The sequence below is a fragment of the Caulobacter sp. Root1455 genome (assembly GCF_001426905.1).
In the GTDB taxonomy this organism is placed as follows: Bacteria; Pseudomonadota; Alphaproteobacteria; order Caulobacterales; family Caulobacteraceae; genus Caulobacter.
Map to the genome: position 1 here is coordinate 68,079 of NZ_LMFQ01000009.1, position 24,914 is coordinate 92,992.

Annotated in this window: 21 protein-coding genes; 15 read left to right on the top strand and 6 right to left on the bottom strand. The window is 68.1% G+C overall.

The window, feature by feature from the left end:
* Positions 1-225 precede the first annotated feature (225 nt).
* Positions 226-1,608, top strand: coding sequence for a glycoside hydrolase family 27 protein (locus tag ASD21_RS06640; protein WP_056438494.1), 1,383 nt, complete (start codon positions 226-228; stop codon positions 1,606-1,608).
* Positions 1,609-1,737: 129 nt separating this feature from the next.
* Here the strand turns inward: ASD21_RS06640 and ASD21_RS06645 are convergent, their stop codons facing one another.
* The gene (locus ASD21_RS06645; protein WP_442856951.1) at positions 1,738-2,442 is read right to left on the bottom strand and encodes a FadR/GntR family transcriptional regulator; all 705 of its coding nucleotides are present in this window, start codon (positions 2,440-2,442) and stop codon (positions 1,738-1,740) included.
* Positions 2,443-2,821: 379 nt separating this feature from the next.
* Here ASD21_RS06645 and araD1 point away from each other — a divergent pair, with 379 nt between their 5' ends.
* The 13 genes from araD1 (at position 2,822) to ASD21_RS06710 (ending at position 19,651) form a co-directional block, all read left to right on the top strand.
* Positions 2,822-3,829 carry an AraD1 family protein gene (gene araD1 / locus ASD21_RS06650; protein ID WP_056438497.1) on the top strand — a complete coding sequence of 336 codons (1,008 nt, stop codon included), beginning with the start codon at positions 2,822-2,824 and terminating at the stop codon, positions 3,827-3,829.
* Complete coding sequence (locus ASD21_RS06655; RefSeq protein WP_056438500.1) at positions 3,826-4,767, top strand: Gfo/Idh/MocA family protein; 942 nt, start codon at positions 3,826-3,828, stop codon at positions 4,765-4,767. The genes araD1 and ASD21_RS06655 overlap by 4 nt, the downstream gene beginning before the upstream one ends.
* A 12-nt stretch (positions 4,768-4,779) precedes the next feature.
* A complete protein-coding gene (locus ASD21_RS06660; protein WP_056438504.1) occupies positions 4,780-6,306 on the top strand; it encodes an aldehyde dehydrogenase (NADP(+)) in 1,527 nt (508 codons plus the stop codon).
* Positions 6,307-6,594: 288 nt separating this feature from the next.
* Positions 6,595-7,680: an ABC transporter ATP-binding protein gene (locus tag ASD21_RS06665; protein WP_235524851.1), complete on the top strand. Its 1,086-nt coding sequence runs from the start codon at positions 6,595-6,597 to the stop codon at positions 7,678-7,680.
* Complete coding sequence (locus ASD21_RS06670; RefSeq protein ID WP_056438511.1) at positions 7,677-8,558, top strand: carbohydrate ABC transporter permease; 882 nt, start codon at positions 7,677-7,679, stop codon at positions 8,556-8,558. Before ASD21_RS06665 ends, ASD21_RS06670 begins: the two co-directional genes overlap by 4 nt.
* The gene (locus ASD21_RS06675) at positions 8,555-9,403 is read left to right on the top strand and encodes a carbohydrate ABC transporter permease (protein ID WP_056438514.1); all 849 of its coding nucleotides are present in this window, start codon (positions 8,555-8,557) and stop codon (positions 9,401-9,403) included. Before ASD21_RS06670 ends, ASD21_RS06675 begins: the two co-directional genes overlap by 4 nt.
* The gene (locus ASD21_RS06680) at positions 9,400-10,725 is read left to right on the top strand and encodes an extracellular solute-binding protein (protein ID WP_056438517.1); all 1,326 of its coding nucleotides are present in this window, start codon (positions 9,400-9,402) and stop codon (positions 10,723-10,725) included. The genes ASD21_RS06675 and ASD21_RS06680 overlap by 4 nt, the downstream gene beginning before the upstream one ends.
* 15 nt (positions 10,726-10,740) lie before the next feature.
* Entirely contained in the window at positions 10,741-12,252 is a 1,512-nt protein-coding gene (arfA, locus tag ASD21_RS06685; RefSeq protein WP_056438520.1) for an arabinosylfuranosidase ArfA, read from the top strand.
* Positions 12,253-12,654: 402 nt separating this feature from the next.
* Positions 12,655-15,378 (top strand): TonB-dependent receptor, encoded by a 2,724-nt coding sequence (locus ASD21_RS06690; protein ID WP_056438523.1) that lies wholly within the window; start codon positions 12,655-12,657, stop codon positions 15,376-15,378.
* 59 nt (positions 15,379-15,437) lie between these two features.
* On the top strand, positions 15,438-16,460 hold the full coding sequence (locus ASD21_RS06695; RefSeq protein WP_056438525.1) for an arabinan endo-1,5-alpha-L-arabinosidase: 1,023 nt from the start codon (positions 15,438-15,440) through the stop codon (positions 16,458-16,460).
* A 164-nt stretch (positions 16,461-16,624) separates the two neighbouring features.
* Entirely contained in the window at positions 16,625-17,779 is a 1,155-nt protein-coding gene (locus ASD21_RS06700; RefSeq protein WP_056438534.1) for an aldose epimerase family protein, read from the top strand.
* A gap of 74 nt (positions 17,780-17,853) precedes the next feature.
* Positions 17,854-18,354 carry a GNAT family N-acetyltransferase gene (locus tag ASD21_RS06705; RefSeq protein WP_056438537.1) on the top strand — a complete coding sequence of 167 codons (501 nt, stop codon included), beginning with the start codon at positions 17,854-17,856 and terminating at the stop codon, positions 18,352-18,354.
* 58 nt (positions 18,355-18,412) lie between these two features.
* Positions 18,413-19,651, top strand: a complete 1,239-nt coding sequence (locus tag ASD21_RS06710) for an acetyl-CoA C-acetyltransferase (RefSeq protein ID WP_056438540.1) — start codon at positions 18,413-18,415, stop codon at positions 19,649-19,651.
* 156 nt (positions 19,652-19,807) lie between these two features.
* Here the strand turns inward: ASD21_RS06710 and ASD21_RS06715 are convergent, their stop codons facing one another.
* From ASD21_RS06715 to ASD21_RS06735, 5 genes are read right to left on the bottom strand one after another with little or no spacing between them, the layout of a single operon-like run.
* Positions 19,808-20,221 (bottom strand): DUF1801 domain-containing protein, encoded by a 414-nt coding sequence (locus ASD21_RS06715; RefSeq protein WP_056438543.1) that lies wholly within the window; start codon positions 20,219-20,221, stop codon positions 19,808-19,810.
* A 25-nt stretch (positions 20,222-20,246) separates the two neighbouring features.
* Positions 20,247-20,654 (bottom strand): DUF1801 domain-containing protein, encoded by a 408-nt coding sequence (locus ASD21_RS06720; RefSeq protein WP_056438545.1) that lies wholly within the window; start codon positions 20,652-20,654, stop codon positions 20,247-20,249.
* 12 nt (positions 20,655-20,666) lie between these two features.
* On the bottom strand, positions 20,667-20,882 hold the full coding sequence (locus tag ASD21_RS06725; RefSeq protein WP_056438546.1) for a hypothetical protein: 216 nt from the start codon (positions 20,880-20,882) through the stop codon (positions 20,667-20,669).
* Between the two features lie 47 nt (positions 20,883-20,929).
* Positions 20,930-21,361, bottom strand: coding sequence for an SRPBCC family protein (locus tag ASD21_RS06730; protein ID WP_056438548.1), 432 nt, complete (start codon positions 21,359-21,361; stop codon positions 20,930-20,932).
* Positions 21,358-21,681: an ArsR/SmtB family transcription factor gene (locus ASD21_RS06735; protein ID WP_056438550.1), complete on the bottom strand. Its 324-nt coding sequence runs from the start codon at positions 21,679-21,681 to the stop codon at positions 21,358-21,360. The genes ASD21_RS06730 and ASD21_RS06735 overlap by 4 nt, the downstream gene beginning before the upstream one ends.
* A 965-nt stretch (positions 21,682-22,646) precedes the next feature.
* On the opposite strand from ASD21_RS06735, the gene ASD21_RS06740 reads away from it, so the two are divergent.
* Positions 22,647-24,911: a beta-glucosidase gene (locus ASD21_RS06740; protein WP_056438553.1), complete on the top strand. Its 2,265-nt coding sequence runs from the start codon at positions 22,647-22,649 to the stop codon at positions 24,909-24,911.
* Positions 24,912-24,914 lie beyond the last annotated feature (3 nt).

Sequence of the window (24,914 nt, forward strand, 5' to 3'; positions counted from 1 at the left end):
GAGGGCCCAGCGGGAGATGATGAGCATTGTCCGCCATCTAGGCGGAGCGATCGACATCCCGTTGGCTTCGCCCCTGTTTATTTGTCTGACTATACCGCTCAAGAGGCGGCGTCAATGTGAGAGCCGCATCGCTCGACAAGCCCGGCAAGCCGTGTTTTCCAATTGAACGCAAAAGAAAATCATTCGCCTTTAGTTGTCGGACGATAGGTCGCGCGGGAGGCGCTGATGGACTCGAAAAAGCCGCTCGGAACGGCGGAATTCCGCGCCCTTCGCCGGGGCGTTCTGGCCGCATGCGTCGCCGCGCCGTGGATTCCGGGCGCCGCCATGACCGCCGACGGGACGACCGATTCCCTCGCCTTTCGCCGCCTGGCGCCGACCCCGCCGATGGGCTGGAACAGCTGGGACAGCTTCGCCACCACCCTGACCGAGGACCAGGCGATCGACAACGCCAAGGTCATGGCCAAGGTGCTGCTGCCGCACGGCTACGACGTCTTCACGGTCGACATCCAGTGGTACGAGCCGGGCGCGACCGGCTTCGACTATCGCAAGGACGCTCATCTCGAGCTTGACCCCTGGGGCCGCCTGCTGCCGGCGATCAATCGCTTCCCGTCCTCGGCGGACGGCGCGGGGTTCAAGCCGCTGGGCGATCGGCTGCACGCCCTGGGCCTGAAGTTCGGCATCCACCTGATGCGCGGCGTGCCCCGCCAGGCGGCCGACCGCAACCTGCCGGTGCTGGGGACGAACGTCCGCTGCGGCGACATCGCCGACCGGGGCAGCCTCTGCCCCTGGAACCCCGACATGTACGGCGTCGACATGAAGCGGCCCGGCGCCCAGGCCTATTACGACAGCGTGTTCAAGCTGCTGGCCGCCTGGGGCGTCGACTACGTCAAGGTCGACGACATGAGCCGGCCCTATCACGACCACGCGCCCGAGATCGAAGCGGTGCGCAAGGCCATCGACGCCTGCGGCCGGCCGATGGTGCTGAGCCTGTCGCCCGGCGAGACGCCGCTGGACGCCGCCGACCACGTGCGGCGCAACGCCAATCTCTGGCGGATCAGCGACGACTTCTGGGACCAGTGGCCGCTGCTGCTGGAGCAGTTCGGACGGCTGGAGCGCTGGAACCCCCACCGCATCCCTGGCTGCTGGCCCGACGCCGACATGCTGCCGCTCGGAGTTCTTGACCTGGGCAAGCGCACGACGCGGTTCACGCCCGACGAGCAGCGCACCATGATGACCCTGTGGGTGATCGCCCGCTCGCCGCTGATCATGGGCGGGGACCTGCGGAAGCTGGATCCGGCGACGACCGCCCTGCTGACCAATGACGAGGTGCTGGCGGTGAACCAGCACAGCACGGGGAACAAGCCGGTGATCAATGCCGGCGGAAGCGTCGTCTGGGCGGCCGAGGTTCCGGGCTCGAAGGCGCGCTATGTGGCGCTGTTCAACACCGCCGACCAGGAGATGGTGGTGGGCGCGGACCTTGGGAAGCTGGGACTGACGGGCCGCGCGGCGGTGCGGGACTTGTGGGCGCGCAAGGCCGACGGGACGGCCGAGAGGCGACTGGAAAGGACGCTGCCTGCGCACGGCGCGGGACTCTATCGGCTGGGATGATGCTTAGCTGCTGAACCGTCGTGCGTCGTTCGAGGCCCGCTAGCACGGGCGCCTCAGGATGAGGGACATCTTGCTGATTTCCTCATCCTGAGTGCGAGGCGCAGCCGAGCCTCGAAGGACGCACCGCGTTCAGTCCCTCGGGTCGATCGCCGCGCGGGTGTCTTCCAGCGCCAAGCCCACCAGCCGTTCCATCGCCTGCCGCGCCTGATCCGGCCTTCCGGCGGCGATGGCGTCGAACACCTTCCAGTGGTCGGGCATGGGGTCGCGCGGCAGCTCGCGCTTGCGCTGCTTGAAGATCGTGGTCCAGCGCACGGCCGCGCCGATGCTGCTGCTGAGCGTGAACAGCGGCGCGTTGGCGGTGGCCTCCAGCACGGTGTCGTGGAAGTCGCGGTCGGCGGCCTGGCCGGCCTCGGTGGCCAGGGTCTGGCTCTCCATCTGGATCAGCGCCTTGCGCATGCGCTCCAGCTGGCCGTCGTCGCGGCGTTCGGCGGCCAGGGCCGCGGCGGCCGGCTCGACGATCATCCGCAGTTCGTACAGGCCCTTGAGGAACTCCTCGCTGGGCTCGGATTCGAAGAACCAGGCCAGGACCTCGGGGTCCAGCAGGCTCCAGCGATTGCGCTCGGTGACCCGGGTGCCGGTCTTCGGCCGGCTCTCGACCAGCCCCTTGGCGGCCAGGATCCGGATGGCCTCGCGATAGGCGCTGCGCGAGACCTGCAGTTGCTCGCTGGAATCGATCTCGTTGTTGAGGATGTCGCCCGGCTGGTACTGGCCCGAGACGATGGCCACGCCCAGGTTGCGGGCGATCGATCCGTGAATCCGGCTGGTGGCCGCCAGGCTGTCCCGCGCGAAATCGCCGTCCCCGGCCTTGTCCTTCTTCTTCCGCACGCGCGCTTCGCCTCCCTGTCCAGTCGTGGACGAAAGCTCCGTCCGTCCGCCGATCTCGACGCCGCGCGACACTAGCGAGACAGTTTGTGCGCCGACAAGGGATTTCGCAGCGCCGGCGCCGAAGACGAAACGTCGATTTGCGCGCTGAAAAGTATGATGATTGCCAAACGCCGACGCCGCGCGGGTTTGCGCCGGTTCTCGTGTTTCCACAGCGCCCGGCCGCGCCCGGACACCCGCTCGCGGCCCGTCGATCCGGGTTTGACACCGCACCGCAGTTCGCTATTTGTCTGACTAAATAGCCAAAATCCGCTGGGAGGTAGGGACGGCCATGGTGCTGCGCTTCGTGCAACTGAAGGAACAGGGCGGGACGCGACTCCTCGCGGCGGTCAACGACGCGGGCCTGGCCCGCAGGGTCGAGGTGGCCGACACCCTGCTGGCCCTGGCCCAGGCGGCGCTGGCGGCCGGGGCCACCCTGGCCGAGGCCGCCCAGGCCCACCCGCTCGCCGCCGAGATCGACATCCCCGCCGCCCTGGCGCAGGGCCGGGTGCTGGCCCCGATCGACCATCCCGATCCCGCCCACCTGATCCTGACCGGCACCGGCCTGACGCACCTGGGCTCGGCCGAGGGTCGCGACAAGATGCACAAGGCCGCGCAGGCGGGCGAGCAGCTCACCGACTCCATGCGGATGTTCCTGATGGGCGTCGAGGGCGGCAGGCCCGCCGCCGGCGCGGTCGGGGCCCAGCCGGAATGGTTCTACAAGGGCGACGGCTCGCACGTGGTCGGTCACGGCGCGCCCCTGACCTCGCCCGCCTTCGCCCAGGACGGCGGCGAGGAGCCCGAGATCGCCGGCGTCTACATCATCGGTCCGGACGGATCGCCCTACCGCCTGGGCTTCTGCCTGGCCAACGAGTTCTCGGACCACGTCATCGAGCGCGGCAACTATCTGTGGCTGGCCCACTCCAAGCTGCGTCAGGCGGCCCTGGGCCCCGAGCTGCTGACCGGCGAGCTGCCGGCCGACGTGCGCGGCGCCAGCAAGATCCTGCGAGGCGGCCAGGTGGTCTGGGAAAAGCCCTTCCTGTCGGGCGAGGCCAACATGTCCCACACCATCGCCAACCTCGAGCACCACCACTTCAAGTACGACCTGTTCCGCAAGCCGGGCGACATCCACGTGCACTTCTTCGGCACGGCCACCCTGTCGTTCTCGGAAGGCTTCCAGACCCAGGTCGGCGACGTGTTCGAGATCGGCGCCGCGCCGTTCCTCTACCCCGTCAGCAATCCCTTGGCCCAGGCGCCAAAGGGAATTGGGGACAAGCCGGTGACGGTGCGCAGCCTATGAGCAAGATCCGCCTGGCTCTCGTCGGCCTGGGCAAGATCGCCCGCGACCAACACTTGCCCGCCATCGCCGCCGACGACCGCTTCGAGCTGGTCGCCATCGTCAGCCGCAACGCCGACCTCGACGGCGTCGCCCACTTCACGACCCTGGCCGAACTCCTGGCCAGCGACGTGGCGGTCGACGCGGTGTCTCTGTGCACCCCGCCCCAGCCGCGCCACGCCCTGGCCCACCTGGCCCTGGCGGCCGGCAAGCACGTGATGCTGGAAAAGCCGCCCGGCGCGACGCTGAGCGAGGTCGAGGACCTGCGGCTGACCGCCGCCGAGCGCGGCCTGACCCTGCAGACCACCTGGCACTCGCGCTACGCCCAGGGCGTGGCGCCGGCGCGCGAATGGCTGGCCGACAAGGCCGTCAAGTCCGTGCGCATCGACTGGCGCGAGGATGTCCGCGTCTGGCATCCGGGCCAGACCTGGATCTGGGAGGCCGGCGGCCTGGGCGTCTTCGACCCGGGCATCAACGCCCTGTCGATCGCCACGGCCATCCTGCCCCGGCCGTTCTTCCTGACCGGCGCGGCGCTGCACGTGCCCGAGAACCGCCAGTCGCCGATCCAGGCCGAGCTGGATTTCGTCGACGCCGCCGGCGCGCCGATCCGCGCCGAGTTCGATTTCCTGCAGACCGGTCCGCAAAGCTGGGACATCGCTGTCGAGACCGAGGACGAAGATACCGGTAACAACGTGTTGAAGCTGTCGCACGGCGGCGCCAAGTTGTGGATCAACGACGTGCTGCTTCGCGAGGGGCCGGACGCCGAATATGCCGGCCTCTACGACGCCTTCGCGCGCCTGGCGGCCGACAGAACCAGCGATGTCGACGTCAGCCCGCTGCGTCACGTCGCCGACGCCTTCCTGCTGGGCCGACGGATCGTCGCTCCGGCGTTCATCGAATAGAGAAAGACCGCCATGGCCGAAGCCGCGCTACGGGCCCTAAACCCCGCCACCAACGAACACTTCGGCCCCAGCTTCCCGGAACCCAGCGCCGAGCAGATCGAAGCGACTTGCGCCGCCGCGGCCGCCGCCTTCGACACCTATCGCGAGACCGATCTGGAAACCCGCGCCGCCTTCCTCGAGGCGATCGCCGCCGAGATCGAGGCCCTGGGCGACGAGCTGATCCAGACCGCCATGGCCGAGACCGGCCTGCCCCAGGCCCGCATCACCGGCGAGCGCGGCCGCACCTGCGGTCAGCTTCGGCTGTTCGCCCAGGTCGTGCGGCGCGGGGACTGGATCGGCGCGCGGATCGATCCGGCCATGCCCGAGCGCACGCCCCTGCCCCGCGCCGACCTGCGCCAGCGCTTCATCCCGCTGGGCCCGGTGGCGGTGTTCGGAGCCAGCAACTTCCCCCTGGCCTTCTCGACGGCGGGCGGCGACACCGCCTCGGCCCTGGCGGCCGGCTGCCCAGTGATCGTCAAGGGTCACTCGGCCCACCCCAACACCGGCGCCATGGTCGGCGGCGCGATCACCAAGGCGGTCAAGGCCGCGGGCCTGCCCGCCGGGGTCTTCGCCATGCTGATCGGCCAACAGCGCACGCTGGGCGCCGGCCTGGTCGCCGATCCGCGCATCAAGGCCGTGGGCTTCACCGGCTCGCGGGCCGGCGGCACCGCCTTCATGCGGATCGCCGCCAGTCGGCCCGAGCCGATCCCGGTCTTCGCCGAGATGAGCAGCGTCAATCCGGTGCTGCTGCTGCCCGCCGCCCTGGCCGCCCGGGCCGAGGCGCTGGGCGCGGCCTTTGTCGGTTCGCTGACGATGGGCGCGGGCCAGTTCTGCACCAACCCCGGCCTGGTCTTCGCCCTGGCCGGACCCGACCTCGAGCGCTTCGAGGCCGCCGCCGTCGCCGCCCTGAGCGCCGCCCAGCCGCACGTCATGCTGACCCCGGGCATCTTCGGCGCCTACGAACAGGGCGTGGATCGTCTGGCCGGCCGCGCGGGCGTCGAACTGCTGGCGCGCGGCTGCGTCGGCGACGGCGTCAACCAGGCGGTCGGCGCGCTGTTCGCGGTCGACGCCGACACCTTCCTTCGCGACCCCGAACTGAGCCACGAGGTGTTCGGCTCGTCGTCGCTGATCGTGCGCTTCTCGGACGTCGTCCAGGTGGCCGCCGTGCTGGAGGGGCTGGAGGGCCAGCTCACCGCCACCCTGCACATGGACCCGGCCGACGCCGAGGCCGCGCGCGCCCTGATGCCGATCCTGGAGCGCAAGGCCGGCCGCATCCTGGCCAACGGCTGGCCGACCGGGGTCGAGGTCTCGCACGCCATGGTCCACGGCGGCCCGTTCCCGGCCACCTCCGACCCGCGCGGCACCTCGGTGGGCACGCGGGCGATCGAGCGTTTCCTGCGGCCGGTCTGCTACCAGGACATCCCCGACGCCCTGCTACCGCCCGCGCTGAAGGCGGACAATCCGCTGGGCGTGCGGCGAGCCGTGGACGGCGTGCTTTAGGCTTCCTCACCGCCCAGGCCTATAGTCCGACAATTACCAACGCCCTGCCGTGCATACCGCGCGGCAGGGCGTTTTGATTCCTCCAGCATCCCACTTTTCGCCTTGCGCCTCGGTGAAATCATCGTTATCCCGCTTTTGTCTGAGTAAATAACTCAGACAATAACCAGCCCCAATCAAAGGCGGGCGGAAACAAGAGCGCTCTGGCGCCGTGATTGGGAGGAGACGACGGCTTCACGCCACCCTTCCGTCACGCGCAGCGAGCCGATTGGGGAGTGGACCGTGGCGCGTGTGCGGCTTAACCATCTGAGCAAGAACTTCGGTTCCGTCGCCGTGCTCGACGACATTTGCCTCGACATCGCGTCCGGCGAGTTCATCGCCTTCCTCGGACCCTCGGGCTGCGGCAAGTCCACCCTGCTGCGGATGATCGCCGGGCTGGAGACCGTCGAGACGGGCGAGATCCATATCGGCGAGCGCCGGGTCGACGCCCTGGCGCCGGGCGACCGGGGCGTGGCGATGGTGTTCCAGCACTACGCCCTCTACCCGCACATGACGATCTTCGAGAACATGGCGTTCGGCCTGCGCAACGCGAAGGTCCCGAAAGCCGAGATCGAGGCGCGCGTGGCCGAGGCGGCCCGCATCCTGGAGATCGAGCGCTTCCTGCAGTCCAAGCCGGGCCAGCTGTCGGGCGGCCAGCGCCAGCGCGTCGCCATCGGCCGGGCCATCGTCAAGAAGCCGGACCTGTTCCTGTTCGACGAGCCGCTGTCCAACCTCGACGCCGCCCTGCGCATGCGCACCCGGCTGGAGCTGGCCCAGCTGCGCCGCCGGGTCCAGGCGACGATGATCCTGGTCACTCACGACCAGGTCGAGGCCATGACCCTGGCCGACCGCATCGTGGTGATGAGCGACCGCAAGATCCAGCAGGTCGGCACGCCGATGGAGATCTACGCCCGCCCCGCCAACCGCTTCGTGGCCACCTTCGTCGGCTCGCCGCCGATGAGCTTCCTGGACGTGACGCTGAGCGAGGGTCCTGGCGGCCTGGCGCGAGCGGCCTTGCCGGGCGGCGCGAGCGTCGACACCGAGGTCCCCCTCGCCGCCCTGCCCGTCAGCGCCGCCTGGCGCCTGGGCCTTCGCGCCGAGGCCGTCAAGGTCGTCGCGCCGGGCGGCGGCCTGGTCGACGCCAAGGTCGAGTTCGTCGAGCGCCTGGGCGACCGCACCCTGGTCTATCTGCGCCTGGCCGACGGCGCGGCGATCATCGCCGAGGATGTCGGGACCAGCCGCGCGGCCATGGGCGACACGGTCGGCCTGGCCCTGGACGGCGCCGTGCACCTGTTCGACGCCGACGACCGCGCCCACTACGCTCCGGCTGCCGCATGACCGCCGCCTCGCCCCGCAAGAGCAGCTGGGTCAACGGCCTGTTCGTCACACCGTACCTGGTCGTCTACCTGGCCCTGCTGCTCTACCCGCTGCTGGCCGGGGTGTGGCTGAGCCTGCACAAGGCCGACCTGTTCGGCGGCGAGGCGTTCGTCGGGCTCGAGAACTTCGGCCGGCTGCTGCGCGACACCGTCTTCCTGCAGGCGGTGCGCAACACCTTCTGGTTCGTGTTGCTGACCGTGCCGCCGCTGGCGATCATCGCCCTGGCCCTGGCCATCGCCCTGAACCGCCCGACCCGCGCGGCGGCCTTCTTCCGGGGCGTGTTCTTCAGCTCGTCGGTGCTGTCGGTGACCATCGTCACCCTGATCTGGCGGCTGGTGCTGATCCCCGACGGCGGACTGATCGCCAACATCCTGCACGCGGCCGGCAGGCCGCCGATCCCGCTGCTCAGCCATCCCGACCTGGTGCTGCCGGCCATCGCCCTGACCACGGTCTGGTGGTGCCTGGGCCTTCCGATGATGCTGTACCTGGCCGCCCTGCAGCAGGTTCCCGCCGAGCTCTACGAAGCCGCCGCCCTCGACAAGGCCGGCCCCTGGAAGGCCCTGACCCGCATCACCCTCCCCTCGATCCGGCGGACCGTGGTGCTGGTGGTGATCATCCAGTGCGTGCTGCAGTTCCAGCTGTTCGGCCAGGCCCAGCTCTTGACCCAGGGCGGCCCGAACGGCGCCTCGCGGCCGATCGTGCTGTTCATCTACGAGGTCGGGTTCCGGCGCTGGGACATCGGCTACGCGGCCGCCGCGTCCGAGATCCTGTTCGGCCTGATCCTGGTCGCCACGGTGCTGCAGTACGTGACGACGCGTGAGAAGGAGGCGGTCCGATGAGCGCGCTGGACCGCGCCGCCGGGCGCAATCCCTGGATCAATCGCCTGGGCTGGGCCGCCCTGACCCTGGCGGCCGTGGTCATGGTCATGCCCTTGCTGTGGACCGTGGGCCTGTCGCTGAAGTCGAACGGCGAGCTGCTGCGCGACACCGCCTCGGTGTTTCGCGGGCCCTACACCCTGGAGAACTACGGCTCGATCCTGGCCCGGGCCGCGGTGTTCCGCTGGCTGTGCAACAGCCTGCTGGTCTCGCTGTGCACCACCGCCGGCGTGCTGACCCTGTCGTCCCTGGCCGGCTACGGCTTCGCGCGGCTGGAGTTCCCGGGCCGCAAGTGGCTGTTCGCCCTGGTGCTGTTCGGCCTGGCCGTGCCCGAGCAGTCGGTGATCATCACCCGCCACCAGCTGTTTTCCGCCCTGCACCTGCACAACACCTATCCCGGCCTGATCCTGCCCGGCCTGGCCGCGCCGTTCGGGGTGTTCCTGATGACCCAGTACTTCAAGGCCATACCGGTCGAGCTGGACGAGGCCGCGATGCTGGACGGCGCCAGCCGCCGGCAGGTGTTCTGGAAGGTGCTGCTGCCCCTGACCCTGCCCGCCCAGGCGACCCTGGGGATCTTCACCTTCCTGTCGTCGTGGAACGACTACTGGTGGCCGCTGATCTCGGCGACCCGCAGCGAGATGTTCACCCTGACGGTCGGCGTGGCCAGTTCGCAGATCAACTTCGCCCAAACCAGCGGGCTGGGCTTCCTGATGGCCCAGGCGGTGTTCGCCAGCGCGCCGATCCTGGTCGTGTATGTGTTCTTCCAGAAGTACATCGTGCGGGCGGTGTCGGGAGCGGCGGTGCGATGAACGCCCTTGCCCGTTTCCCTTTGGCCCGCCTCGCCCTCGCGGCCGTCGCGACCCTGTCGCTGTTCGGCTGCGCGAAACACGACGACGTCACCCAGATCACCGTCCAGCGGATCTTCGGCGAATGCCGCTCGGCCGGAGCCGGAGCGCGTAATCCCGACGGCGAATGCGAGATCATCACCGGCCTGCTGGACCAGTTCCAACGCGAGAACCCGGACATCCGGCTGAAGGTCAACATCGCCGCCTGGCCCGGCTACGACCAGCTGTCGGCCCAGTTCGCGGCGGGCGATCCGCCCGACCTGGTGACCATGCACATGTCGGCGATCTCGGACTACCAGTCGCGCGGCCTGATCGAGCCGATGGGGCAGGGCCTGGAAAACGTCGGCGTCGATCCCGCCGCCTTCACCCGCGCCGCCCGCGAGGGGGTGACCAAGAACGGCCAGGTCTGGGGCCTGCCCTTCGACAACTGGGCGCCGCTCTGGCACATCAACATGGGCCAGTTCCGCCGGGCGGGCCTGGTCAAGGACGGCCAGCCGATCCTGCCGACCAGCGCCGACGAACTGCTGACCCAGGCCCGCCAGTTCAAGGCCGCCACCGGCAAGCCCTATCTGGTCCAGGCCATGGCCAACGAGACGGCCAGCTACACCCGCAACCTCTACACCTACCTGATGACCCAGGACGCGGTGTTCTTCACCGATCCCAAGCACATCAAGCTGACGACGCCGGAGGCCCACCGGATCGTCGCCCTGTTCAAGACCCTGCACGACGAGAACCTGTCGACCCGCGACCAGGACTATCCGGCCGCCACCAGCGGCTTCATGAACGGCGACGGCGGGGTCTATCTGGTCGGCACCTGGATGATCGGCACGTTCGAGGCGGAATCGCACACGCCCGGCCGGCCGCTCGCCGACGGCTACGCGGTCGTCCCCTATCCCCGGATCTTCGGAACCAAGGACGCCGCCTATGTCGACGGCCACGCCTGGGTCGTGCCGCACCGCGCGCGAACGCCGGCCCAGCGCGCCGCGGTCTATCGGCTGGTCAGGTTCCTGGCCGACCACGACTACGACTGGTCGCGCACCGGCCACCTGCCGTCGATGCAGGCGGTGATCGACAGCCCGCGCTTCAAGGCCCTGCCCCACCGCCAGGCCATCGCCCCGCTGGCCACCATCGGCCAGACCCTGCCGCCGCGGGTGCAGCGCCAGTTCGCGATCCAGGACATCATCGGCGACGAGATGGCCAGCGCCATCACCGGCCGCAAACCGATCGACACCGCCCTCGCCGACGCCGAGCGTCGGGTCAACGACCTGCTGTTCCACCTTCTCTAGACCCGCGAGCTTTCCATGCTGACCGCCAAGATCATCGCCGACGCCGACTTCGTGGTGGCCCCGCTGGACCGCCGGATCTTCGGCACCTTCGTCGAGCACATGGGCCGCTGCGTCTATGGCGGCATCTACGAGCCCGGCCACCCCACCGCCACGCCCGAAGGTTTCCGCCAGGACGTGCTGGACCTGACCCGCGAGCTGGGCGTCACCATCGTCCGCTATCCGGGCGGCAACTTCCTGTCGGGCTACAACTGGGAGGACGGCGTCGGTCCCAAGGAGGACCGCCCGGTCCGCCTGGACCTGGCCTGGCACTCGACCGAGACCAACCAGTTCGGGACCAATGAGTTCATCACCTGGTGCCGCAAGGCGGACCTCGAGCCGATGTTCGCGGTCAATGTCGGCACACGCGGCGCGGACGAGGCCCGCCACTTCCTAGAGTACTGCAACCACCCGGGCGGCACCTACTATTCGGACCTGCGTCGCGCGCACGGCTACGAGCAGCCGCACGGGATCAAGTTCTGGTGCATCGGCAACGAGATGGACGGCCCCTGGCAGATCTGCGCCAAGACCTCGGCCGAATACGGCCGCATCGCCCAGGAGACCGGCAAGGTGATGAAGTGGGTCGATCCCACCATCGAGCTGACCGCCTGCGGCTCGTCGCAACGCGCCATGCCCACCTACGCCAAGTGGGAATACGAGGTGCTGGACCAGTGCTTCGACCAGGTCGACTACATCTCGCTGCACCACTATTGCCGCAACGACGCCGACGACATCCATGAGTTCCTGGCCACCGTCGACGACCTGGACCACTTCATCCGCGAGGTCGCGTCGATCGCCGACGCCGTGGCGGCCAAGCGGCGTTCGAAGAAGCGGATCATGCTGTCGCTGGACGAGTGGAACGTCTGGTACAAGGCCAGCGGCCCGGACGACCTGAAGAAGCCCGGCTGGCCCGAAGCGCCGCCGCTGATCGAGGAAGTCTACAATCACGAGGACGCCCTGGTGGTGGGCGGCTGCCTGATCGTGATGATGAACAACGCCGACCGGGTGAAGGCCGGGTGCCTGGCCCAGCTGGTCAACGTGATCGGCCCGATCATGACCGAGACCGGCGGTCCGGCCTGGCGCCAGACCATCTTCCATCCGTTCGCCGACTGCACGCGCCACGGCCGCGGCGAGGTGCTGAAGCTGAAGGTCGAGACCGGCACGTTTCCGACCAAGGCCCACGGCGAGGTTCCCAACCTGCTGGCCACGATCGTGCGCGATCCGCAGACCGGCGCGACGACCCTGTTCGCGCTGAATCGCAGCGTCACCGACGAGCTGGCGCTGTCGGTCGATCTGCGCGGCGTCGCCGAGAACCTGGTGATCCAGACCTCGACGCAGTTGCACGATGCGGACCTGAAGAAGACCAACACCAAGACCGCGCCCGACGCCGTCTCGCCCGTCGCCAACCCGACCGCCAGGCTGGAGAGCGGCCGCCTGACCGCGACGCTGAAGCGCCAGTCCTGGAATGTCGTCAGCCTCGCGCGCGGCTGATCATCGACGATGACGACAAAGGGGACGGCGACGCGTGATCGTCGCCGTCCCCGTCGTCCACCCCAAAGGGTGGTCATACGAATCTCTCATATTTGTCTGACCAAGATTCGAGCCCGACAGGCGTTGGACCCGCGTCGGCGGACGAGCCTATCCCGCGTTGCGCGCCGGTAGGCGGCAAGCCCCATAATTCACTGAATTTATTCAATCTATTACGACGGACATCACCTCACTCGCCGCGCCCGCCGAGGCGCGCCGCGCCGCAGGCGCGGACGAACGCCGTTCACATTTCCATGGCCACATTAGTAATACCCTTGCGAATGGATTATTTGTCAGACAAGATAACTCACCATCGAGAAGCTTCCCGCGCAGACGGGGAGACGGTGAGACTTGGGAGGGAAATCCATGACCAACGGCGTCAACATGCCGATCCGATCCGCCGCGCGCGCCGCGCGCCGGGCCCTGCTGATTTCGGCCGCCTCGGCCATGACCTTGCTGGCCGCCGCGCCGGCTCTGGCCCAGACCGCCGCGACCAAGGACGACGAGACGGTCGCCGAGATCGTCGTCACCGGCCAGCGCCAGGCCGCCCAGAGCGCCCAGCAGATCAAGAAGAACAACGACCTGGTGGTCGACTCCATCGTCGCCGAGGACGTGGGCAAGCTGCCCGACAACAACGTCGCCGACGCCCTGGCGCGGGTCACCGGCATCCAGGTCCGCCGCGACTCCGGCGAGGCCAATTCGGTGCTGATCCGCGGCCTGCCCAATCTGGTGACCTTGCTGAACGGCCGCGAGGTGTTCACCACCACCGGCCGCTACATCGCCCTGGCCGACGTGCCGGCCAACATGCTGCAACGGGTCGACGTCTATAAAAGCGCCGCGGCCGATCAGATCGAAGGCGGCATCGCCGGCGCGATCGACATCCGCACCCGCCGGCCGTTCGACTTCTCCGGCGCCCAGTTCAACGCCTTCGGCCACGCCGCCTATTCGGACAAGGCCAAGGAATGGAACCCGGACTTCGGGGCCACCGCCTCGAACCGCTGGGACACCAATGTCGGCGAGTTCGGCGCGCTAGTCGGCGTGTCGTTCGTCGATCGCGACTTCCACGAAGAGCGCGCGTTCAACGTGCGCTCCGACGATCACACCGGTTCGTTCAGCCCGGCCCACCCGCTGCCGCCCGGCATCACCTCGATCAACGGCCCGTTCGTGATGGGTTACATCCCGATCGCCGGCGAACGTAAGCGCAGGGCGGCCAACTTCTCCCTGCAATGGCGGCCGGACGACACCAGCGAGCTCTACTTCGAGGGCTTCGGCACCGACTACAAGAACGTGTTCGAACTGGACTTCCTGGTCGGCCTGCCCTGGCTGGGCGACGGCAACCTGTCGGCCACCGTGTTCCCGGGCACCAACCAGCTGAAGACGCTGACCAACCACAACGTCTTCACGATCATGTCGACCCAGGCCAACGACCAGCACTCCAACACCAACCAGTTCTCGGCCGGCGGCTACAAGGAGTGGGGCTCGTTCAAGGCATCGACCGATCTGTCGGTCACCAACTCGTTCTTCAAGTACGAGAACCCGATCCTCGACAGCTCGACGATCGTGCCCCTCGTGCAGGTCGACACCAGCCACGACGGCACCGCCCAGCTGAACTATCTGAGCAGCGGCTACGACATCAAGAACCCGGCCGCCTACAATATCGAGAACTGGTTCGACAACTACGGCAAGCAGACCGGGAACTCGGTCGATTGGCGCGCCGACGTCGTCTACACCGCGCCGTCGGACGAGTTCATCCGCGAGATCAGCGCGGGCGTCCGCTATGCCGACCGCAGCGCCGAGTCCAACCAGTCCTACGGCGGCGCGGCCTATCCCTTCACCCACACGCCGGTCAGCAGCCTGGCGGGCCTGAACGGCCTGTCCGAGCCCATGGCCGACGGCGGACCCGACTACATCACCACCCAGTGGTACACGCCCAGCGCCTCGTACCTGCTGAACAACACCGACAAGGTGCGGGCGCAGACGGCGTTGCTCTATGACCGCAACGCCACCAGCGCCGCCGTCTTCGCCCTGCGCAACGATCCGGTCACCGGCAAGCGCCGGATCGACCCGGGCATGTTCTTCTCCGACGTCGAGAAGACCTATGCCGGCTACGTCCAGTCCAAGATCGGCGGCGACATGGGCAGCGTGCCCTGGAGCGGCGTGGTGGGCCTGCGCCTGGTCCGCACCGAACAAACCCTGGGCGGCAACAATGTCGACACCGCCACCTCGGTGCTGGTCTACACGCCGACCGAGAAGAAGAACTCGTCGGTCGACCTGCTGCCCAGCGCGAACCTGAGGTTCAACCTGCGGCCGGACCTGGTGGCGCGCCTGTCGCTGGGCCGCACCGTCACCCGCCCCGACTTCGCCCAGCTCAATCCGGGCGTCTCGCTGTCGACCGTGGCGTCCAACACCACGTTCCTGTCGGGCTCCGGGGGCAATCCGAACCTCAAGCCGGTGACCTCCGACAGCCTCGACGCGTCGCTGGAATGGTACTTCTCGGCCGACGGCTTTCTGACGGCGGCCTACTTCCACCGCAACATCGACGGCTATGTGGAAACCACCTCGGCCAACGAGGTGATCAACGGCACCACCTACATCATGACCCGCCCCAGCAACTCCGGTAAGGACAAGCTGGACGGGCTCGAACTGGGCTACCAGCAGTTCTACGATTTCCTGCCGGGCGTGTTCAGCGGCCTGGGCCTGCAGGCCAACGTCACCCTGATGGACGGGTCGATGAAGAACGGCGTCACCGGCGTGAAGACCGACTTCCGAGGCCTGTCGAAGTGGTCCTACAACGTCGCGGTGCTCTACGAGAAAGGTCCGCTGTCCGGTCGCCTGGCCTACAACTGGCGCCAACACTTCCTGGACACGCCGAACTTCGAGAACAGCGGCTTCGACCTGATCGCCGACGACACCGCCCAGATGGACGGCAGTCTGTCCTACAAGGTCGGCGACAAGCTGACCCTGACCCTGGAAGGCGTCAATCTGCTCGACACCGAGTTCAAGGACTACTTCACCGACAAGCACCTGTATCCGCGCGACACCCGTCGCTACGACCGTCAGGTCCTGATCGGCTTCCGCTGGAAGATGTAAGACCCGCGCGCTCGACTCCTCTGGAGTCGGGCGCGTTCGCCTTCGCGTCGGAGTTCGTGATGCTGACCCGCAGACATGCCCTGGCCGGGGCCCTGAGCGCGGCCGTTCCGACGGCCGCTCAAGCCGCCACGCCCAGCCTCAACGATCGGATGACCGGCGACCTGTCGCCCGTTCACGACCCCTGCATCATCAAGCAGGGCGCGACCTATCACCTGTTCTGCACCAGCCAGGCCAACCAGAAGCCCGGCTTGATCCACTGGCGCACCTCGCCGGACCTGGTCGCCTGGACCCTGGTCGGCGCCGTCATGCCCGTCCTGCCCGACTGGGCTGGGAAGGAAGTGCCCGGCACGCGCGGCGCCTGGGCCCCGGACATCAGCCTGATCGACGGCCGCTACCACCTCTATTACGCGCTCTCGACCTTCGGGAAGAACCGCTCGGTCATCGCCCTGCAGACCACAGCGACCCTGGACCGGTCCGACCCGGCCTTCGGCTGGCGCGACGAGGGCGTGGTGCTGGCGTCCAAGCCCGGCGACGATTTCAACGCCATCGACCCCAACATCGTCGCCACCCCGGACGGCCGCGTGTGGATGAGCTTCGGCAGCTTCTGGTCGGGCCTGAAACTGGTCGAGATCGACCCGGGGACTGGCAAGCCCCCCCTCAACAAGAATGGGCCCGGCGCCCCGCTGACGGCCATCGCCGCCCGGCCCCATCCCGACGCCATCGAGGCGCCGTATATCATCGAGCGGGATGGTTGGTTCTACCTGTTCGCCTCGTTCGACTTCTGCTGCCGAGGCGCCGACAGCACCTACTACACGGTGGTGGGCCGCGCGAAGGCGGTGACCGGGCCCTATGTCGACCGCAACGGCAAGGCGATGCTGATGAAGGACGGCGGCCTGATCGTGCTGCACGCCGACCTGGATCCCACCAAGCGCTTCAGGGGTCCCGGCCACGTGGCCGTGCTGCGCGACGCGGGCCGCGACTACATCGTCTACCACGCCTACGACGCCAAGAAGGGCGGCGTCCCGACCCTGCGCATCCAGCCCCTGGCCTGGAGCGCCGACGGGTGGCCCGTGGCCGTCTGAACCCCTTTCCCTGCCTGAGGTCGACCCCGCCTGCGCCGTTCCGGATCGCTCCGGAACGGCGACTTTCTTTCCGCCTAAGCTCGATTGCACCGGCTCAATTTGTCGGACTATATGGACGCCAAGCCGCCCCTAGAGCCGCTTCGACCGTTGGAACGAGGAACCTCATGAAGACTTCAGGCCGCAAACTGACCGGCGCCCTTCTGGCCGCCACCGCCATCGCCCTTCCGGCGGGAGCCTTCGCGGCCGACTACGCCCGGGCCCCGTTCGGCAAGACGCCCGACGGCGTCGAGGTCGAGGCCATAACCCTGACCAATGGCAAGGGCGTCAGCGCCACGGTGATCACCTACGGCGCCACCCTGCAGTCGCTGATCGCGCCCGGCCGCGACGGGACCAAGGCCGACATCGCCCTGGGCTTCAAGGACGCCGAGTCCTACGTCAAGAACGCCAGCTATTTCGGGGCCTCGGTCGGCCGCTTCGCCAACCGCATCGGCAAGGGCCGCTTCGTCCTGGACGGCAAGACCTACCAGCTGGCGCTGAACAACAACGGCGTCGCCGCCCTGCACGGCGGGGTCAAGGGCTTCGACAAGCGGGTCTGGAAAGTCGCCGACGTCAAGCGCGGCCCGGTCGCCTCGGTCACCTTCACCCATGTCAGCCCCGACGGCGAGGAAGGCTATCCCGGCACGCTCACCGCCACGGCGACCTACGCCCTGGACGAGGCCAACAACCTGACGATCACCTACGGCGCGACGACCGACAAGCCGACCATCGTCAACCTGACCAACCACGCCCTGTTCAACGTGGCCGGCGAGGGCTCGCCCGAGGGCGCGATGGGCAACGTCCTGACCCTGGCCTCCGACGGCTACACCCCGGTCGACGCCGAGCTGATCCCGACCGGCGAGATCACCCCGGTGGCCGGCACGCCGTTCGACTTCCGCAAGCCCACCGTGGTGGGCGAGCGCATCCGCGACGCCAGCGACCCGCAGATCGTCGTCGGCCGCGGCTATGACCACAACATGGTGCTGACCGGCAAGGCGGGCGGCGCCCCGCGCCTGGCCGCGCGGCTGGCCGACCCCAAGAGCGGCCGCGTGCTGGAAATCCTCAGCGACCAGCCGGGCATCCAGTTCTACACCGGCAACTTCATCGACGGCACGATGGTGGGCAAAAGCGGCAAGATCTATCGCCAGGGCGACGGCATCGCCCTGGAGCCGCAGCACTTCCCCGACGCCCCCAACAAGCCGGCCTTCGCGCCGGCGCGGCTGGATCCGGGCCAGAAGTACAGCAACACCATGGTGTTCAGGCTGACGACGGACGGGAAGTAGAAACCGTCTCCAACCGACAGAGCATGACCTTGGAGGGCATTGCGGGCGGCCGTGGGATTCTGTTCCCTCACGGGATGCCCGCCGCCTTCTCCATCCGCGCCGTCCGCACCCCCGACGACCTGGCGGCGGTCGTGGCGCTGTTCGAGGACTATGTCGCCTCCCTGACCGTCGACCTGGGCTACCAGGACTTCAGCGGCGAACTGGCCGGCCTGCCCGGCAAGTACGCCCCGCCGAAGGGCGAGCTGCTGCTGGCCCGGGACGCGGCGGGCCGGCCGCTGGGCTGCGTGGGACTGCGCCCCATCGCCCCCGACGGCTGCTGCGAGATGAAGCGCCTCTTCCTGCTGCCGGCCGCTCGGGGTCTGGGCCTGGGCAAGGCGATGGCCGAGGCGGTGATCCGGACGGCTCGAGACCTCGGTTATGACGAACTGCGGCTCGACACCCTGCCCAGCATGACCACCGCCATGAAGCTGTACGACGCCATGGGCTTCGAGCGCATCGGCCCCTACTACGCGCCGACCCCGGACGGCACGGTGTTCATGCGGCTGAAGCTCCAGCCGAAAAAGACGCTGGACTGACCCAAGGGCGCCGGCGCTCAGATCGGTTCAAACAACCGTTCTTGGGAGGAACGCCGCCATGCCCGAAGCCTTGATCATCGACGCCTGCCGCACGCCCCGTGGCATCGGCAAGGTCGGCAAGGGCGCCCTGGCCGACTTCCACCCCCAGCACCTGGCCGCCACGGTGCTGAAGGCCCTGGCCGAGCGCAACAACCTCAACACCGCCGAAGTCGACGACATCATCTGGGGCACCAGCACCCAGCGCGGCAAGCAGGGCGGCGACCTGGGCCGGATGGCGGCCTTGGACGCCGGCTATGACACCAAGGCCAGCGGCATGACCCTGGACCGGTTCTGCGGCTCGGGCATCACCACGGTGAACCTGGCCGCGGCCTCGATCATGTCGGGCATGGAGGACCTGGTCATCGCCGGCGGGACCGAGATGATGTCCTACACGGCCGCCACCGCCGACCGCACCTCGCCCGGCCTGCTGGACAGCGGCAACCTGCGCCTGCGCGCCAGGCATCCGCAGAGCCACCAGGGCGTCTGCGCCGACGCCATCGCCACCCTGGAAGGCATTTCGCGCCAGGCGCTGGACGAACTGGCCCTGGTCAGCCAGCGGCGCGCCGACCAGGCGATCCGCGAAGGCCGCTTCGACCGCGCCCTGGTCCCGGTCTATCGCGACGACGGCTCGATCGCGCTGGACCGCGAGGAGTTCCCCCGCCCCGAGACCACCCTGGAAGGCCTGGCGGGCCTGAAGGCTTCGTTCGGCGCCATCGCCGGCGTACCGATCGACGAGGCGGGCACCACGCTGGGCGGGCTGATCAACCAGGTCTATCCGGACCTGAAGATCGAGCACGTGCACCACGCCGGCAACTCGTCGGGCGTGGTCGACGGCGCGGCGGCGGTGCTGCTGGCCTCTCCGGCCTACGCCGCCAGGCACGGCCTCAAGCCCCGCGCCCGCGTCGTGGCCATGGCCAACATGGGCGACAGCCCGACCCTGATGCTCAACGCCCCCGTCCCCGCCGCCCGCAAGGTGCTGGCCAAGGCCGGGCTGACCGTCGACGACATCGACCTGTGGGAGATCAACGAAGCCTTCGCCGTGGTGGCCGAGAAGTTCATCCGCGACCTGGGCCTCGACCGCGACAAGGTCAATGTCAACGGCGGCGCCATGGCCCTGGGCCATCCGATCGGCGCCACCGGCTCGATCCTGATCGGCACGATCCTGGACGAGCTGGAGCGCCGCGACCTCAAGCGCGGCCTGGTGACCATGTGCGCGGCCGGCGGCATGGCCCCGGCGGTGATCGTCGAGCGGGTGTAACTCTAGAAACTCCGCTCATCCCGGCGAATGCCGGGACCCAGATGGAATGGCTCCGGAGCTGACGCCATGAGCGCTGAGCCCCTCCAGTCATCCACTCCGCTAAGGGATCTGGGTCCCGGCTTTCGCCGGGATGAGCGGATTGGAAAGGCAGCGGCTCTAAGCGCGCTTCTTCGCCGCCTTCGGCTTCGAGGCGTTCAGCGCCGCGGCGGCGCGGAACAGCGCCTTGAACGCCGCCTCGTCGATCGCCTCGCCCTGGCGGAAATCGATGGCCCGCCGGGTGGCGCCTTCGAGGCTGGAGTTGAACAGGCCCTGAGGATCCTCGACCGACGCGCCCTTGGCGAAGGTGGTCTTCACGGCGGCCTTGTAGGTTTCGCCGGTGCAGACGATCCCGTCGTGCGACCACACCGGGATGCCCCATTTCCACTCCTCGACCACGTCGGGGTCGGCCTCGTGGATCAGCTTGCGGATCTTGGCCAGCGTCTCGCCGCGCCAGTCTTCCAGCGCCTCGATCGCCTTGTCGATCAGCTCGGAAGGAGGTCCCTCCAGCGGGCCGCCCATCTTCTTCTTCATGGTCGTCTCACCTCGTACTGGCGGCTCACATGCGCTCGCCGGGCAATTGGCTGGCCTGTTTCACCCAATCGATGAACTGGGCCTCGTCGAACGGTTCGTCCTCGTGGATGTGGAAATAGCGCACATCCTTCTGCTTGGAGCCGACCGGCGGCGGGGGATCGAGCGCCGCGCCGCGGAAGAAGGCCACCTTGATGTATTTGGCGAAGGCATGGAGGCTGAGGAACCAGGTCGTTTCCTCGACGCCATAGAACGGCGAGTTCCACTTCACCGCCTTGCGCACGCCGGGAACGGCGCCCTCGACCAGCGCGTCGAGCTTGCGCCCGACCTCGCTCTGCCAGCCCAGCATGGCCGCGATATAGGCCTGGACCGGCGCGTCGCCGTCGCCCTTGGCGATCTGGGGGTTGCCGCCCGACAGCCGTTTCGGCTCGGCCATGACCCTCGCTCCCTATGCGCTCGCGCGCCGCCTGCTCCGCCCTTTGGCGACATAGGGCAGCACGAACATGTACAGCCCAGTGACCAGAAGCAAGATCAGCGGGACCAGCGCGAACAGGCCGACCCACGCCGGGGGCTGCCCCTTGGTCATGACGATCATGTAGCCGATGACGCCCGCCGTGAAGGCGATGGACAGCCACCGATGGATTTGCCGGATCAGGGCGTTCATGGGGGAATCTCCTCTGAGAATGAGCCGGGGCGAAGGGCGCGGCGGCCCTAGTCCAGGCGCTCCAGCAGTTGATCCAGGTTGCCGAGGAACGACTTCCAACCGGCATGGGCGCCGCCGTAGGCCTGCTTCTGATCCGGGTTGAAGCCGGCCTGCTCGACGCGCAGATGCGTGCCCGTGCTGGTCGGGGTCAGGGTAAAGGTCACCACGCTCTGCAGGTTGTAGGCGGCGTCCTCGTGCGCGTAGTTCCAGGTGTAGGACAGGGTCTTGTTCGGCTCGACGGCCAAGACCTGGCAGTCCAGCACCCCGCCCCATTCGCCGCGCAGGTTGAAGCTGTGGCCCACCTGTGGCTTGAAGTCGTTCTTCATCAGCCACTCCTCCATCAGGTGCGGCTGGGTCAGCGCCCGCCAGAGCTTTTCGGGGGGATGAGCGATCTCCCGTTCGATGACGACGGAACGCGTTTGCGTCGCGGTGCTGGTCATTGGTCCATCCTGTTGAGCAGGTCCTCGAGATTGTCGAACCGGGTCTCCCAGAACCCGGCCATGCGGCTTGTCCAGTCGACCAACGGGGCCAGGGCGTTCAGCTGGGCGCTGTAGTGCGTCTGTCGGCCTTCGTGGCGATCGCTCACCAGCCCGGCCGACTTCAGCACGCCCAGGTGCTTGGAGACGGCCGGCTGCGAGACTCCCGCCAGGGCCGTCAGGGCCCCGACCGTCTGCTCGCCGTCGCGGCACAGCCGCTCGAAGATCCCCCGTCGGGTGGGATCGGCGAGCGTCCTGAAGAGCACGTCGTGAGCGTCGGTCATGGGAACTGATAACCCGTTGGCTATGGGTTACTCATAACTGGCGAGTTATGGGTTCGTCAAGAGGGGTGCTGCGGACATCTTGAAAGGCCCAGCGCCTCACCTCCAGAGCCGTCATCCTCGGACTTGTTCCGAGGACCCCTGCCTCCGCCGCGAAGGCCGTGGGGTGGCGCGCCAGCGCGCCATTGCGCCGACACCTCAGCTGAACAAGGGATCCTCGGAACAAGTCCGAGGACGACGGGAATTTGGGGGACGTGGCCGCGTCGGTCCTTGGAACATCCGGGACGGAATGGCGCGAAATCAATACCTTGAACTTTCTCGACCAATCTTGTCCTCGGCGCTCGGGCCGCCCCCATACTTGTCCCTGCCCTGTCGTAGGGGAGGACGTCCGGCCGGCGACCTCGACGTGCGGCGGGGGCGGTCGAGCGGGAAGCGTTCGTCGGTGGTCTTGAGTGACGCTTCGGGCGTCCCGGGCAGGTTCCCTGAAACATCGGGACGAAGCCCGGGCGGCGAAGGATCGGCGAACGCGCCAGGCGCGGGCTGAAATCGCCCGCGCGGTCCGGACGGGGTTGCCATCCCTCCGCCCGCCCCCCCTTAGAGCAAAGAATGGGGCCTCCATCGGAGCGGGTTAAAAATCCGCGATCCGAAGGCTCTCGAGCACAGGCCGCGCGGAGCGCCCGTGACGTGTCGAAACGGTACTCTCCCTCTACCTCTTCCGGGCGCGCCCCGGACGTTCCGCCGCCTCCCCAGCCCGCCGGTTTTCCTGGCGGGGACATGAACGCGTGCGCGCGCCCGCTTGCTTCCCGTGAACAGTCAAAGTATGACAACGTTATCAATTTTCCACAGAGTTACACATTTAGTTGAAGCGCGCGTCCAATTTGCCGTGAATAGATAAATTCAAACGCCTTCTGGCAAAATTGATCAAAGAACGTTGCGCACATAGCCAAGACGTCACTGGGAGGAAAAGAATGAAGCGACAGCAGATGCGCGGCCTGGTGATGGCCCTGATGCTGACCACGGCGCTGCCGACGGTCACCGCCCACGCCCAGGTCGCGACTTCGAGCGCATCGAAACCTTGGATGAACACCAAGCTGAGCGCCGATCAGCGCGCCGACCTGATCGTTGCGCGGATGACGCCGGACGAGAAATTGACCCTGGTGTTCGGCTATTTCGGCTCGAACCAGCAGAAACCCAAGTTCACGCCGCACGCCGAGGCCCGCATGGGTTCGGCAGGCTACATCCCCGGAATCCCCCGCCTGGGCGTGCCCCCGCAGTGGGAAACCGACGCCGGCGTCGGCGTCGCCACCCAGCGTGAGTCGAGCGATCCCTATCTGGAGCGCACCTCCCTGCCCTCGGGCATCGCCACCGCCGCGACCTGGAACCCGGACCTGGCCTTCAAGGGCGGCGCGATGATCGGCTCGGAGGCCCGCGCCTCGGGCTTCAACGTCCAGCTGGCCGGCGGTGCCAACCTGGCCCGCGACCCGCGCAACGGCCGCAACTTCGAATATGGCGGCGAGGATCCGCTGCTGGCCGGCGTGATGGTCGGGGCCCAGATCAGGGGCATCCAGTCCAACAACATCATCTCGACCATCAAGCACTGGGCGCTGAACGGCCAGGAGACGAACCGCATGACGGTCAGCTCCAACATCGGCGACGCCGCCGCGCGCCAGTCCGACCTCCTGGCGTTCGAGTTCGCCATCGAGAAGGCCAGCCCCGGCGCGGTGATGTGCGCCTACAATCGCATCAACAGCATCTACGCCTGCGAGAGCGACTACCTGCTGAATGAGGTGCTCAAGAAAGACTGGGGCTATACGGGCTATGTGATGTCGGACTGGGGCGGCACGCACTCGACCGCCAAGGCGGCCAATGCGGGCCTGGACCAGGAGTCGGCCTACACCTTCGACAAGCAGCCCTTCTTCGGCGCGCCGCTGAAGGCCGCCCTGGCCGACGGTTCGGTGTCGCAGGCGCGCCTCGACGACATGGCCCGGCGCATCACGCGCTCGATGTTCGCCCACGGCCTGTTCGACCACCCGGTGGTCAAGGGCCCGATCGACTTCGCCGCCCACGCCAAGGTCACCCAGGCCGACGCGGAAGAAGCCATCGTCCTGCTGAAGAACGACGGCGGCCTTCTCCCGATCGCCAAAAGCGCCAGGAAGATCGTCGTCATCGGCTCGCATTCCGACGTCGGCGTGCTGTCGGGCGGCGGCTCCTCGCAGGTCTTCCCGGTCGGCGGCATGGCGGTGAAGGGCCTGGGCCCCAAGGGCTTCCCCGGCCCGATCGTCTATCACCCCTCCTCGCCGCTGAAGGCGCTGCAGGCCAGGAACCCCGCCGCGCGGTTCGCCTATGACGACGGCTCCGATCCGGCCGCCGCCGCCAAGGCCGCCGCCGGCGCCGATCTGGTGATCGTCTTCGCCCATCAGTGGGCCGCCGAATCCCAGGACTATTCGCTGACCCTGGCCGACGATCAGGACGCCTTGATCGACGCCGTCGCCGCCGCCAATTCCAAGACCGCGGTGGTCCTGGAAACCGGCGGCCCGGTTCTGATGCCGTGGCTGCCCAAGGTCGGCGCCGTGGTCGAGGCCTGGTACGCCGGGACCAACGGCGGCGAGGCGATCGCCCGGGTGCTGACCGGCGAGGTCAACCCGTCCGGCCGCCTGCCGATCACCTTCCCGCGGAGCGCCGACCAACTGCCGCGCCCGGTGATCGATGGGGACCACTCCAAGCCCGAGCTGATGGTCGACGCCAACTACGACATCGAGGGCGCGGCGGTCGGCTACAAGTGGTTCGACAAGAAGGGCCACCAGCCGCTGTTCGCCTTCGGCCACGGCCTGTCCTACTCGACCTTCGGCTACAGCGACCTGAAGACCTCGGCGGCCGGCGACACGCTGACCGTCAGCTTCAAGGTGACCAATACGGGCAAGACCGCCGGCAAGGACGTGCCCCAGGTCTATGTCGGGCCCAAGGGCGCCCCCTTGGATGGAAGAAGTGGCTGGGAGGCGCCGCGTCGCCTGGGCGGCTTCAAGAAGGTCGAGCTCGCCCCCGGCGCCAGCACCACCGTCGCCGTCACCGTCGACCCGCGCCTGCTGGCGACCTTCGACTCCAAGGCCAAGGCCTGGACCATCGCCGCCGGCGCCTATGAGGTGTCGCTGGGCGCCTCGTCCCGCGACCTGCGCGCCAAGGCCGAGGTGACCCTGGCGGCCAAGACGCTGCCGGTGACGTACGACGGCAAGTAATTG

Excerpts from the sequence above, each read along its gene's own strand:
- ASD21_RS06640 (WP_056438494.1), top strand. The coding sequence starts at position 226 with ATGGACTCGAAAAAGCCGCTCGGAACGGCGGAATTCCGCGCCCTTCGC.
- araD1 (WP_056438497.1), top strand. The coding sequence starts at position 2,822 with ATGGTGCTGCGCTTCGTGCAACTGAAGGAACAGGGCGGGACGCGACTC.
- ASD21_RS06655 (WP_056438500.1), top strand. The coding sequence starts at position 3,826 with ATGAGCAAGATCCGCCTGGCTCTCGTCGGCCTGGGCAAGATCGCCCGC.
- ASD21_RS06660 (WP_056438504.1), top strand. The coding sequence starts at position 4,780 with ATGGCCGAAGCCGCGCTACGGGCCCTAAACCCCGCCACCAACGAACAC.
- ASD21_RS06670 (WP_056438511.1), top strand. The coding sequence starts at position 7,677 with ATGACCGCCGCCTCGCCCCGCAAGAGCAGCTGGGTCAACGGCCTGTTC.
- ASD21_RS06675 (WP_056438514.1), top strand. The coding sequence starts at position 8,555 with ATGAGCGCGCTGGACCGCGCCGCCGGGCGCAATCCCTGGATCAATCGC.
- ASD21_RS06680 (WP_056438517.1), top strand. The coding sequence starts at position 9,400 with ATGAACGCCCTTGCCCGTTTCCCTTTGGCCCGCCTCGCCCTCGCGGCC.
- arfA (WP_056438520.1), top strand. The coding sequence starts at position 10,741 with ATGCTGACCGCCAAGATCATCGCCGACGCCGACTTCGTGGTGGCCCCG.
- ASD21_RS06690 (WP_056438523.1), top strand. The coding sequence starts at position 12,655 with ATGACCAACGGCGTCAACATGCCGATCCGATCCGCCGCGCGCGCCGCG.
- ASD21_RS06695 (WP_056438525.1), top strand. The coding sequence starts at position 15,438 with ATGCTGACCCGCAGACATGCCCTGGCCGGGGCCCTGAGCGCGGCCGTT.
- ASD21_RS06700 (WP_056438534.1), top strand. The coding sequence starts at position 16,625 with ATGAAGACTTCAGGCCGCAAACTGACCGGCGCCCTTCTGGCCGCCACC.
- ASD21_RS06705 (WP_056438537.1), top strand. The coding sequence starts at position 17,854 with ATGCCCGCCGCCTTCTCCATCCGCGCCGTCCGCACCCCCGACGACCTG.
- ASD21_RS06710 (WP_056438540.1), top strand. The coding sequence starts at position 18,413 with ATGCCCGAAGCCTTGATCATCGACGCCTGCCGCACGCCCCGTGGCATC.
- ASD21_RS06715 (WP_056438543.1), bottom strand. The coding sequence starts at position 20,221 with ATGAAGAAGAAGATGGGCGGCCCGCTGGAGGGACCTCCTTCCGAGCTG.
- ASD21_RS06720 (WP_056438545.1), bottom strand. The coding sequence starts at position 20,654 with ATGGCCGAGCCGAAACGGCTGTCGGGCGGCAACCCCCAGATCGCCAAG.
- ASD21_RS06725 (WP_056438546.1), bottom strand. The coding sequence starts at position 20,882 with ATGAACGCCCTGATCCGGCAAATCCATCGGTGGCTGTCCATCGCCTTC.
- ASD21_RS06730 (WP_056438548.1), bottom strand. The coding sequence starts at position 21,361 with ATGACCAGCACCGCGACGCAAACGCGTTCCGTCGTCATCGAACGGGAG.
- ASD21_RS06735 (WP_056438550.1), bottom strand. The coding sequence starts at position 21,681 with ATGACCGACGCTCACGACGTGCTCTTCAGGACGCTCGCCGATCCCACC.
- ASD21_RS06740 (WP_056438553.1), top strand. The coding sequence starts at position 22,647 with ATGAAGCGACAGCAGATGCGCGGCCTGGTGATGGCCCTGATGCTGACC.